Source organism: Aeromonas sp. HMWF014, assembly GCF_963878295.1.
Taxonomy (GTDB): domain Bacteria; phylum Pseudomonadota; class Gammaproteobacteria; order Enterobacterales; family Aeromonadaceae; genus Aeromonas; species Aeromonas popoffii.
The window spans coordinates 1-11,207 of sequence record NZ_CAWNYS010000288.1; the positions used below are offsets into that span (position 1 = coordinate 1).

An 11,207-nucleotide genomic window follows, 5' to 3' on the forward strand; every position below is an offset into this window, starting at 1 on the left:
AACAGTGGCGGCAGCGACAACAGTGGCGGTAGCGACGGGGGTAGCCAGGGTAGTGATGACAATGGCGGCGGTGAACACGCCGGAGGAGATCGTCACGCCGGAGGGGATCATCATGCTGGTGGACGCGGCCTTGGCAACGGCCTCGACGACAACGGTGTGGATGCCGTCGATGCCAACGGCAACAAGCTGCGGGGCGACGGCACCATCGATGATAACGGTGTGGATGCCGTCGATGCCAACGGCAACAAGCTGCGGGGCGACGGCACCATCGACGATAACGGTGTGGACGCCGTCGATGCCAACGGCAACAAGCTGCGGGGCGACGGCACCATCGATGATAACGGTGTGGATACCGTCGATGCCAACGGCAACAAGCTGCGGGGCGATGGCACCATCGATGATCGTAAGCAAGTGCTTACCGATGAGCAGGAGCGTGCTCTGCTCAACCGCAGTTTTCGTGAACAGGGGCAACCATAATGCGTTATCTGTTACCACTCCTCCTGCTCGGCCTCACTGGCTGCGCCACGGTCGACAGCCCACCGCTTTACCACCAGATGGACAAGGCCGATGTGGTATTGGCCAATCAGGCGCTGGCAGGGGCGCTGCAAACCCGCCCCAAAGGGCAGAGCCTCACCTGGTTCAATGCCGCTAACCGTCACAGTGGCAGTGTCACGCCGCTGCGCACCTTCCGCCACCCCAATGGCCTCTGGTGTCGCGACTATCGCGAGCAGCTCTATATAGGCCAGGAAAGCCAGCAGTGGGAAGATACCGCCTGCCGCAGCAAGGATGGACACTGGCTGCCGCTGCGCAGCTGACGAAAAAAGGGGGTGGCCTGACGGCCACCCCCTTTCATCTCACGCTTTCGGCCGTCATACCCGGCGATAAGGCAGGTAGAGCGGTTCCCACATGTGGCTCAGGATATGCTGCTGCAGATCCTGCCCGATCAGCGGGTGGGATGGATCCTTGCGCACTATGTCTTTCAGCACGGAGGTCGCCACGTGCACCGAGATGTTGCGCAGCTCGCGGATCCGCGGATAGACGGAACCTTGTGCCAGATCCACCTCGTTCACGCACTCGGCCAGCGCAAAAGCGGCCGTGGTGAAGATATCCGGGCTGATCTCGCTCAGCTGGCTGACGATGGCGGCCAGCCCCACCCCGGGGAAGATAAAGACGTTGTTGCCCTGGCCGATGCGGTAATCCTTGCCATCAAAGGTCACGTCCTTGAACGGGCTGCCGGTGGCGACGATGGCCTTGCCCTGGCTCCAGCGGTAGATGTCTTCCGGCAATGCTTCACAGTTGGCAGTCGGGTTGGAGAGCGGGAACACCATGGGACGGGCACAGTGCTTTTGCATCAGTTGCACGTGCTCCTCCTTGAAGGCGCCACCGGCACCGCTGGTGCCGAGCAGCACTGTGATGGGCACATGGCGCAGCACGTCGGTCAGGTTGGCCCTGCCGGGCACTTCGGTATCCCAGCCAGCCAGCAGCAGACCCGGCTTGGCGTAACGGCGCTTGTACTCGTCAAGGCCATCGCGGTTGTCACACACCAGCCCCTGGGTATCCAGGATATAGATACGATCGCGGGCCGCCTGCGGGTCCAGTCCCTCGCGGATCATGCCCGCGCAGATCTGATCTGCAACCCCTACCCCGCCGGCGCCAGCGCCATAGACCAGATAGTTCTGCTGACCCAGAGTCTCCCCCTTGACCTTGACCGCCCCTATGATACCGGCCAGTACCACGGCGCCCGTGCCCTGAATATCGTCGTTGAACGACGGCAGGGATTGCTGGTAGCGGGAGAGATTGTTGAAGGCATTGGACTTGCTGAAGTCTTCCCACTGCAGCACGGCGTTCGGGAAGTGGCGCTTGACTCCGGCCACGAACTTGTCGATGAAGTCGTCATACTCCTTGCCACGGATGCGCTTGTGAGGCTGACCCAGATACATGGGATCATCCAGCAGGGCCTGATTGTCGGTCCCTACATCAAGGGCGATCGGCAGGCAGCAGGCGGGGTGGATACCGGCCGCCAGGGTATAGAGGGAGAGCTTGCCGATGGGGATCCCCATGCCACCCACCCCCTGGTCACCTATCCCCAGGATGCCCTGGCTGTCGGTCACCACTATGATGCGCACCGATTTTGCGTCCAGCTGACGGGCCAGTGAGCCCATCTCCTCGACGTTTTTCGGGGTGATATAAAGACCGCGCGCCTTCTGATAGCGGTGGCTGAACTCCTGACACGCCTTGCCGACGGTCGGGGTGTAGATGATGGGAGTCATCTCTTCCACGTGCCGCGATAGCAGGGCATAAAACAGCGTTTCATTGCGATCCTGCAGGGCACGCAGGTTCTGGTACTTCTCGATGTCGCTGCAGGCGCTCAAGAAGCCCTGATAGACCCGCTCCAGCTGGGCCTCAAAGGTTTGAACCTGAGGAGGCAACAGGCCGTCGAGCTCGAAGTCGGCGCGCTCCTGTTCGGTGAAGGCAGTGCCCTTGTTGAGGTTGCGATCGTTGAGCAGATCAGTGCCAGTCAGTGCAACGGGGCGAAAATCCTGTCCCTGTGCATCTTTCCACAGCAGATATTGTCCGGTAGCCATAGTCGTTCTCTTTGATTTACGTGAAATTGCCGTTCGGCAGGAGAGCAAGACTCATAATGAAATCAATCATATGACGTTTGGTTGTTTCGTTTTGTGAGCTCGGGCATACCCTGCGGCCAAAAACATGATCAGGCCGGGCGCAGAGCCGGAGTACAACCTGAAACAAACACGGCGACCGCAGCCACCGTGTGTTCATTTCCATGGCAGTTAAAGACTCAATCGATGATGTTCACCTCCAATTTGAAGGCATGCTTGGCCTTGCTGGTTTCGGCAGCGCCCATTTGGTAGACCCGAATGGTGTAGGTCCCCTTGGCTGGCAGGTTTGCCTGGAAATTGTTGCCCTCGCTGGAACCGATAAATATCGCCTCCCCCGTGCTGCCCGGTGGCAAGATATTGAAATAGGTGCTCGATTTTCCCGTCAGGGTCACCGCCATGCTCTGGCCCTTGTTGGCGGTCAGTGTGTAGTCCAGCGTCTCATGCCCCTGGATCGTACCCTTGATGATGGCACCGGACTCCCCTTTCTTGAACTGCACCTGCTGGGTCTTGATGTCATCGGCCGCCTGCACGACCCCGGATGCCATTCCCCCCAGCAGACCAAATGAACAGATGGCTACCAGCAATGTTCTCTTCATCCTTGTTCTCCTCGTTAATAAACGAAACCGCCCTTACTGTTGCTCGCCCCTGCGTAAAAACCACACGATTTGACGATGCCAAAGGGTTGTCAACGCAATGAATATGGCGGACAACTATGCTCAACAGCAAACCCACAGCAGGGGTTATCTCCCCCTATTCCGGGAAGCCGCACTATGAGTGATATCCTGATCGTCGATGACATGGCATCCAACCGCTACATATTGCGCTGCCTGCTGGAAGAGGCGGGTTACCCGGTGCGCGAGGCGACCGATGGACAGCAGGCGCTGGATGCGGCCACCCGGTCCCCTCCCGCGCTGGTGTTGATGGACATCAACATGCCGGTGATGAATGGTTATGAAGCGTGCCGCCGCATCAAGCAGTTGCCGGGCCAGTGGTGCCTGCCCGTCCTCTTCATCAGTGCTAACAACGAGATCAGCGCCCTCGAACAGGCCTTTCAGGCGGGCGGCTGCGACTATGTCTCCAAGCCGTTTCAACAGCTTGAGGTGCTGGCCCGGGTGCAAAACCAGCTGCGCCTCAAGGATCTGAGCCGCCAGCAGGCCAAGGTGCAGCTCTACCAGAGCCTGTTCCAGCTCACGGCCGGAATTGCCCACGAGATCAATACCCCGGTTGGCATCGGCATCACGGCCTCCAGCATGATCCACGGCGCGGGCGATCTGCTGGCGAATGCGGTGCAAAACGGCATGCTGGGCCAGCGCCTGCTCCACCAGCAGCTCACCGACATCAAGGAGGGATCAGAGCTGGTCGAATCCAGCCTGCGCCGGGTCGCCCTGCTGATCACCCGCTTCAAAGAGCTGACCCGGGATCAACACGAGCTGCCAGCCCTCCACTTCCCGGTGCAAAAAAGCCTGGGCAAACTACTGCAAGCCTTCTCACCCGAGTTTCTCATCGCCAGGGTCAACCCGGATCTCGGCGGTGAGGAGGTGACCCTGATCGCCCCCGAGTCGCTGTTTCTCGATCTGGTGCATGAACTCATCAAGAACAGCATGGATCACGCCTTCAAGGGGCCTGGGCCACACAGCTTAGGCCTGAACATAGCGCAAAGCGGCAACGAGCTGCTGCTGACCTATCGGGACTCGGGCCCCGGCATGACGGCCGAACAGCTGCCCCGCCTGTTCGAACCCTTCTTCACCACCCTGCGCGGCAGCACCAGCCACTGCGGCCTGAGCGCCTGCCGCATCCACAACCTGGTGGAGAACAACCTGCACGGCCAACTGACCGTCACCAGCCCGCCCGGCCAGGGGCTGACATACCAGATCAGGCTCCCCCTGCAGCCGCCCCTGTAAAGAGGCTTGCGTTGACGAGACAATCAGGAACAGACAATAAAAAAGGACGCCTCGGCGTCCTTTCATGTTTCATCCCTTCATCAGGTCTCAGCCGGACTTGCCCGCCTTGGGCTCATCGAGCTGATGCTTTACCTCTTCATACCAGAGGTCGTGGTGCTCCTTGGCCCAGGTCTCGTCCACTTCGCCCGTCACCATCCCCTCCAGCGCCCCTTCCAACTGGAACAGGCCCATGTAGATATGGAAGATAAAACCGCAGATAAGGATCAAGGCGCCTACGATATGGATAAAGCTGGCCCACTCCATCTGGCGGCGCAGCTGGCCGAAGATGGGGAAGTCCAGAAACAGCCCGGTCGCCACTACGATGCCGCCAAACCAGATGAGCAGCCAGAAGATCGCCTTCTCGCCGCCGTTGGAGAAGCCCGCCGAGGGGTGACTCCCCTTGTGGGGGCCCAGCATGCCGCCCGCCTTCATGAACCACTGCACATCCACCATGTTGACGATGTTGTGGCGGAACCACTTGATGAGCACCCCCATCAGGCAGAGGAAGAAGAGCGGCCCCACGTAGTTGTGGAACACCTTGGCGAACCAGATCCAGTTCTCCCATACCCCGAGGCTCACCACCGGCTTGATAAAATACTTGCCGTAGATGATGGCCAGCCCCGACCCCGACAGGGTCAGGAACATGGCCGCCGTGGTCCAGTGCAGCGCCCGATCCAGCCTGCTCCAGCGCTTGAGCTTGCGCCCGGTGCGCGGTTTGGAGAGCTTGGTCTGCCCCACGACCAGGTACATCAGGCCACACATGGCCAAGGATCCAAAAATGGCGATAGCGCCGAGCGGTGACACCCACTTGGTCTTCACCTCAAACCAGAGCTGACCCGGCACCGAGATCAGCACCCCGTGCTCCGGCGAGCGGGAGGTGGTCACCCCCTCCTGCCCATCCTTCACCGCCCGCCAGTAATCGGCGCCAGCAAAGCCGACAGCCTCTTGCTCGGCATCGGCGAAACTTGCAGTACTCACCAGCAGCAGGGCAGCAAACAGGGCCATTAGCCAGGTTTTCATGCTGCCCCTCCCTTGCCCGCCTTGCTGGCATCATGGAACAGCTCATCGCCGTTACCCCAGCCCGCCTCCTTGGCCCCGCGATAGGCGACCCGCTCACGGAAGATGTCGGAGATCACCTGCGCATCCCCCGCCAGCAACGCCTTGGTGGAGCAGAGCTCGGCACACATGGGCAGCTTGCCCTCGGCGATGCGGTTGGCACCGTACTTCTGGCGCTCCGCCTCGCTGTGATCCTCTTCCGGGCCACCGGCGCAGAAGGTGCACTTGTCCATCTTGCCGCGATCGCCAAAGGCAGCAGTTTTCGGGAACTGGGGCGCACCGAACGGGCAGGCAAACAGGCAGTAGCCACAACCGATGCAGAGATCCTTGTTGTGCAGCACTATACCGTCGTCGGTGTGATAGAAGCAGTCGGCTGGGCAGACCGCCATGCAGGGGGCATCGGTGCAGTGCATGCAGGCCACCGAGATGGAGGTCTCACCCGGCAGGCCATCGTTGAGGGTCACCACCCGGCGCCGCTGGATACCCCACTCGAGGGCATCGTCGTTCTCGTTCTTGCACGCCGTCACACAGCCGTTGCACTCGATGCAGCGCTTGGTGTCACACATGAATTTCATTCTGGCCATGGGGTCAGGCTCCTACTTTGCGAAAACGGCACAGGGTGACCTTGGTCTCCTGCATCTGGGTGACAGGGTCATAACCATAGGTGGTGACTATGTTGACCGATTCACCCAGTACATAAGGATCAGACCCTTGCGGATATTTGGATCGCAGATCCTTGCCCTCGAAGTGGCCGCCGAAGTGGAACGGCATAAAGGCGAGCCCCGGCTTGACCCGCGGGGTCACCAGCGCCTTCACCTTGACCCGGCCCCCTTCCGGCCCCTCGACCCACACATCCTGACCATCCTGCACGCCGACGTCGTTGGCATCCGCCGGGTTGATCTCGACGAACATCTCCTGCTGCAGCTCGGCGAGCCAGGGGTTGGAGCGGGTCTCGTCGCCGCCCCCCTCGTACTCCACCAGACGGCCGGAGGTGAGGATGATCGGGAACGCCTTGCTGACGTCCTTCTCCTGCACCGAGGCGTACTGGGTCGGCAGGCGCCACAGGCTCTTCGAATCGGGCCAGGTGGCGTAGTCGGCCAGCAGATCCCGGCGCGGGGTGTAGAGCGGCTCGCGGTGCTTGGGCACCTGATCCGGGAAGGTCCACACCACGCAGCGCGCCTTGGCGTTGCCGTAAGGGACGAAGCCATGCTTGATGGCAACCCGCTGGATGCCGCCGGAGAGGTCGGTCTTCCAGTTCTTGCCCTCGGCCTCTTTCTTCTCGGCCTCGCTCAGCTCATCCCACCAGCCGAGCTGCTTCATCAGATCGGCAGTGATCTCGGGATAGCCGTCTTCTACCTCGCTCCCTTTCGGCCAGGAGTCTTCGGCAAGCAGTGACACGCCCTGATACTCGATGCCGAAACGGGCACGGAAACCGCCGCCCCCTTCGGAGACCGGAATGCTGGTGTCGTAGAGGATGTGGCTGCCGGGGTGCTTCATCTCCGGGGTGCCCCAGCAGGGCCAGGGCAGACCATACACTTCGCCACTGACCGGGCCGCCCTCGGCCTTGAGGTTGGTCTTGTGGAAGGTGTGCCAGTTCTGCTGGTGCGCCTTGAGCCGCTCCGGGCTCTGGCCTGTGTAGCCCACGCTCCACATGCCGCGGTTGTATTCGCGGGTGATGTCTTCCAAGAGCGGCTGGTTGTTCGCCACCTTGATGTGCTTGAACAGCTCATCAGCAAAGCCGAGCTTCTTGCTCAGGAGATACATGATCTCGTGATCGACCTTGGATTCGAACAGGGGCTCTATCACCTTGTCGCGCCACTGCATGGAGCGGTTGGTGGCGGTGACGGACCCATAGGTCTCGAACTGGGTGGTGGCCGGCAGCAGGTAGACACCGTCGGTGCGATCGTTCATGACGGCAGCGACTGTGGGGTACGGGTCGACAATCACCATCATGTCGAGCTTTTGCATCGCCTTTTTCATCTCCGGGCCGCGAGTCTGGGAGTTGACCGCATGGCCCCAGTAGAACATGGCGCGGATGTTGGAGCCCTGCTCGATAAGATCGGCGTTCTCCAGCACCCCGTCCACCCAGCGGGAGACCGGAATGCCGTTGTTGTTCATCGGCAGCTTGCCGTTGTAGGCCTTGTTGTCGAAACGGGCCTTGATCCACTCGTAATCCACATCCCACACCCGGGCCCAGTGCTTCCAGGAGCCCTCTTCCAGCCCGTAGTAACCGGGCAGGGAGTCGGAGGTGACGCCAAAGTCAGTGGCACCCTGCACGTTGTCGTGACCGCGGAAGATGTTGGTGCCCGCTCCGCTCTTGCCCACGTTGCCGAGGGCCAGTTCGAGGATGCAGTAAGCGCGGGTGTTATTGTTGCCGGTGGTGTGCTGGGTGCCGCCCATGCACCAGACCACGCAGCCGGGACGGTTGTCGGCCAGCAGCTTGGCAGCATCGTGCACTTGCTGTTCGTTGAGGCCGGTCACCCGCTCCACTTCCGCCGGGGTCCAGCGCGCTACCTCTTTTTGCACCTCGTCCATGCCGTAGACGCGGGTGCGGATGAACTCTTTATCTTCCCAGCCGTGCTTGAAGATGTGCCAGAGCATGCCCCAGATAAAGGCGACGTCTGTGCCCGGACGCAGTGAGAGGTACATGTCCGCCTTGGCGGCAGTGCGGGTGCGGCGCGGGTCAACCACCAGGATCTTGCAGCCGTTGCGCTCTTTGGCCAGCAGGATGTGCTGCATGGCGACCGGGTGGGCCTCCGCCGGGTTGGAGCCGATAAACATGATCGACTTGCTGTTGTGCATGTCGTTCAGGCTGTTGGTCATGGCGCCGTAGCCCCAGGTGTTGGCTACGCCAGCGACCGTGGTGGAGTGGCAGATCCGCGCCTGGTGATCCACGTTGTTGGTGCCCCACAGGGACGCCATCTTGCGAAACAGGTAGGCCTGCTCGTTGGAGTGCTTGGCAGAGCCAAGCCAGTAGACGCTATCGGGGCCGGACTCCTTGCGAAGGCGCAGCACTTCATTGCCCACCTCTTCGATGGCCTGATCCCAGCTGATGCGCTGCCACTTGCCACCCACCAGTTTCATCGGGTACTTGAGGCGACGCTCGCCGTGGCCATGCTCGCGCAGGGCCGCCCCCTTGGCACAGTGACCGCCAAGGTTGAAGGGGTGATCGAAGGCCGGCTCCTGACCGGTCCAGACGCCGTTTTGCACCTCGGCATAGACGCCGCAGCCCACCGAGCAGTGGGAGCAGATGGTGCGCTTCACCTCGACCGGCACCTCGGCTGCCACGGTTTTGGCCTCGGCCCGCTGCATCATGGCAGGGGCCAGCCAACCGGCCGCCACGGCGCCACCGGCCACCAGACCTGAGTTGACCATAAAGGCACGGCGGGTCAGCCCCTGACCGCGGGATGCGGCTGCATTACTTTGCAAGTGGCCCTGCTCGCTCGCCTTGACCAGCTCGGCACGTTTTGTCAGTTTCATGAATTCTCCTTCACTGATCCGGCTTAGTCAGTGCCGCGCAGGGTGCGATAAAAGTCGTGAACATGGGGGGTCTCCCGATAGCCCTTGTCAGGCTCGGTGTCGTGGGTCAGCACCTCTTTGCCCACCACCCGACCGGTGGCACCGGCCAGCACGCCTATGGTGGCGACCACGCCAACTCCCTTGATCAGATGGCGGCGGGACGGGTCTTTCAGCTTTTCATCACTCATTCTTGTGACCTCTGTTTTTGTACTTGCCGGCGCCTGCGCGCCAGCTTCGCGTCCAATGGGATATCTCATCTGCTCGTTTTGTCATGCGCAGCTCTTATGATGCACAGATAGGGGCGTTCAACCCATCACCACGCAGGCGCCAAACGGCAGGCGCAATTCGTTTTCCAGTGTGAAGAAATCTTCGGCAAGGGCCCCGACGGCCCGGTAGAAGCTGCCCCCTTTCGCCTGTTGCTGATCGCGGCAACAGACAAGTACCCAGGGGGCCAGATGGCGTTCATAGAAGCGGTTGCGATCCGGGTGCTGCTCACCAATCAATGCCGCCATCACCTCGCACAGGGCGGCCAGATGATCTTCCGGCTCGCATACCCCGCTCTGGCGCTCGAAACCCAGCGACTGGAGGTCGGCGCGCAGCACCGCCAGCGGCAGCTCCATCAGGGAGCCGGTGAGATACCAGGAGGCAAACGGCACGATTTCCCCGCGCCCCAGCCCGATAAAGAGATCCTGATACTCTTCGGCAAGCTCATTCTCGTGGTGGCTGCTGGCCGCCAGCTGCACCAGCACCAGCCCTCTGGCAAAGGGGCCCGGCATCGGCTGCAACCCTTGCAGCCAGCCGAGCTGTTCGCCACGGGGGGCAGCGCGCCAGAGGCTCGCCAGCAGGGCATACATGTCGGCGCTATTGCGATCCAGATCTGTCATGGTCAGTTCGCCTGCATTCAGTGCGGTATAGCTATTCGGTTGTTCACTCATCACAGGCCCTCATATCTTGAGCTGGGCGGCAGGATCCGCCGCCAGCGCCGTAAACACATCCTTGACCCGGCACTCCTCACACATCAGCAACCGCGCTGCGGCTTCATTCTGGAAGTGGGAGTGACCGGCCAGCTTTTGCTGGATGCGACGAATGAGGGAAGCTGGCGCAAACGGCTTGCCGCAGCGAATGCAGCAGGCAGCCTCTTCGGCTTTCAGGCTCTGCACGGCGCGACGCGCCTCGGGTACAGGTTGCAGGCGGGGCGCCAGCACTATGGCCTGCTCGGGGCAGGCTTTTTCGCACATGCCGCACTGGATGCAGTCCTGCTCGATAAAGTTGAGGCCAGGCGTGTGTCCCACCGCATGCAGGGCGCGGCTCGGGCAGACCGCCACGCAGCCCATGCAGAGGGTGCAGTCAGCTTCTTTCAGTTCCACGCTGCCGTAAGGGGCGCCGTGGGGCACCTCCAGCGGCTCGCGGCGCCCCTCGTTGGCCTGCCAGAGGGCATCGAAGGCGGCAAACAGGTTCTCCCGTTTGTCTCCCTTGAGCGGCTTCTCCAGCAGAGCAACGGCTGGCTCACAGGAGATCGGCTTATCTGTTTCGGCATCTGGGTTAAACAATGCAATGCGATCGGCAGCAAGACCGGCGCCCGCCAGCAGCACGGCAGCGCTCGCCAGTTCCCGCTCAACCAATGCCCGCACGCTGGCTGGGGCATCGTCACCGAGCGCAATGCGCACAGCGCTGGCGCCATAGGCGAGCGCGGCGAACCAGCTCTCGATGCCTAAACTCGCGCTCTCCTCCACCCAGACCGGCAGCCAGTTGGCGGGCAAACGGGTGAGTTCCGTCTCCACCCATTCGCGCTCGTTTTCAGCTGCGATCAGCAGTTGAGGCGCGTCGCCCCCCGCCTCCCGGTAGTGCTTGAGCAGGCGCAGCAGGTAGTCGCCGCTGGTGTTGGCATCGGGCTGGTGATAGGCAATCGCCCCGGTCGGGCAGGCAGTGGCACAGCTGCCAAAGCCCTGACAGAGATGCGGATCGATCTGGATGCGACCATTGATGGGCTTGAGCGCATCGGTCGGGCAGACATCGAGGCAGCGGCTGCAACCGGGCACACCACGAGCGGTAAAGGCGCAGGCCTCGGGGT

At 61.6% G+C, this 11,207-nt stretch carries 10 protein-coding genes and 1 pseudogene; 3 read left to right on the top strand and 8 right to left on the bottom strand.

Translation table 11 applies throughout. The features are described 5' to 3' along the window. Positions 1-477, top strand: a pseudogene (locus AAC083_RS11950) (hypothetical protein); the annotation flags it as partial. After that, positions 474-815, top strand: coding sequence for an RT0821/Lpp0805 family surface protein (locus AAC083_RS11955; protein WP_108536714.1), 342 nt, complete (start codon positions 474-476; stop codon positions 813-815). The pseudogene AAC083_RS11950 and the gene AAC083_RS11955, both read left to right, overlap by 4 nt. Positions 816-869: 54 nt before the next feature. Here the strand turns inward: AAC083_RS11955 and AAC083_RS11960 are convergent, their stop codons facing one another. After that, entirely contained in the window at positions 870-2,585 is a 1,716-nt protein-coding gene (locus tag AAC083_RS11960; RefSeq protein WP_108536715.1) for an NAD-dependent malic enzyme, read from the bottom strand. Positions 2,586-2,800: 215 nt separating this feature from the next. After that, positions 2,801-3,217 carry a PPC domain-containing protein gene (locus AAC083_RS11965; RefSeq protein WP_108536716.1) on the bottom strand — a complete coding sequence of 139 codons (417 nt, stop codon included), beginning with the start codon at positions 3,215-3,217 and terminating at the stop codon, positions 2,801-2,803. Between the two features lie 174 nt (positions 3,218-3,391). On the opposite strand from AAC083_RS11965, the gene AAC083_RS11970 reads away from it, so the two are divergent. Further along, entirely contained in the window at positions 3,392-4,522 is a 1,131-nt protein-coding gene (locus tag AAC083_RS11970; RefSeq protein WP_108536717.1) for a response regulator, read from the top strand. Between the two features lie 87 nt (positions 4,523-4,609). Here AAC083_RS11970 and AAC083_RS11975 read toward each other — a convergent pair whose 3' ends face one another. From AAC083_RS11975 to AAC083_RS12000, 6 genes are all read right to left on the bottom strand, one after another. Next, complete coding sequence (locus AAC083_RS11975) at positions 4,610-5,581, bottom strand: formate dehydrogenase subunit gamma (RefSeq protein WP_108536718.1); 972 nt, start codon at positions 5,579-5,581, stop codon at positions 4,610-4,612. Then, complete coding sequence (fdh3B, locus tag AAC083_RS11980) at positions 5,578-6,201, bottom strand: formate dehydrogenase FDH3 subunit beta (RefSeq protein WP_042035164.1); 624 nt, start codon at positions 6,199-6,201, stop codon at positions 5,578-5,580. The genes AAC083_RS11975 and fdh3B overlap by 4 nt, the downstream gene beginning before the upstream one ends. A 4-nt stretch (positions 6,202-6,205) precedes the next feature. After that, positions 6,206-9,097 (bottom strand): formate dehydrogenase subunit alpha, encoded by a 2,892-nt coding sequence (locus AAC083_RS11985; RefSeq protein WP_108536719.1) that lies wholly within the window; start codon positions 9,095-9,097, stop codon positions 6,206-6,208. Between the two features lie 23 nt (positions 9,098-9,120). Then, positions 9,121-9,324 carry a transcriptional initiation protein Tat gene (locus AAC083_RS11990; protein ID WP_042035160.1) on the bottom strand — a complete coding sequence of 68 codons (204 nt, stop codon included), beginning with the start codon at positions 9,322-9,324 and terminating at the stop codon, positions 9,121-9,123. Positions 9,325-9,441: 117 nt separating this feature from the next. Continuing rightward, on the bottom strand, positions 9,442-10,071 hold the full coding sequence (locus tag AAC083_RS11995) for a TorD/DmsD family molecular chaperone (protein ID WP_108536720.1): 630 nt from the start codon (positions 10,069-10,071) through the stop codon (positions 9,442-9,444). Between the two features lie 9 nt (positions 10,072-10,080). After that, on the bottom strand, positions 10,081-11,207 hold a 1,127-nt coding region (locus AAC083_RS12000), incomplete at its 5' end, for a 4Fe-4S binding protein (RefSeq protein ID WP_146181662.1).

Excerpts from the sequence above, each read along its gene's own strand:
- AAC083_RS11965 (WP_108536716.1), bottom strand. The coding sequence starts at position 3,217 with ATGAAGAGAACATTGCTGGTAGCCATCTGTTCATTTGGTCTGCTGGGG.
- AAC083_RS11990 (WP_042035160.1), bottom strand. The coding sequence starts at position 9,324 with ATGAGTGATGAAAAGCTGAAAGACCCGTCCCGCCGCCATCTGATCAAG.
- AAC083_RS11960 (WP_108536715.1), bottom strand. The coding sequence starts at position 2,585 with ATGGCTACCGGACAATATCTGCTGTGGAAAGATGCACAGGGACAGGAT.
- AAC083_RS11985 (WP_108536719.1), bottom strand. The coding sequence starts at position 9,097 with ATGAAACTGACAAAACGTGCCGAGCTGGTCAAGGCGAGCGAGCAGGGC.
- AAC083_RS11975 (WP_108536718.1), bottom strand. The coding sequence starts at position 5,581 with ATGAAAACCTGGCTAATGGCCCTGTTTGCTGCCCTGCTGCTGGTGAGT.
- AAC083_RS11970 (WP_108536717.1), top strand. The coding sequence starts at position 3,392 with ATGAGTGATATCCTGATCGTCGATGACATGGCATCCAACCGCTACATA.
- AAC083_RS11995 (WP_108536720.1), bottom strand. The coding sequence starts at position 10,071 with ATGAGTGAACAACCGAATAGCTATACCGCACTGAATGCAGGCGAACTG.
- fdh3B (WP_042035164.1), bottom strand. The coding sequence starts at position 6,201 with ATGGCCAGAATGAAATTCATGTGTGACACCAAGCGCTGCATCGAGTGC.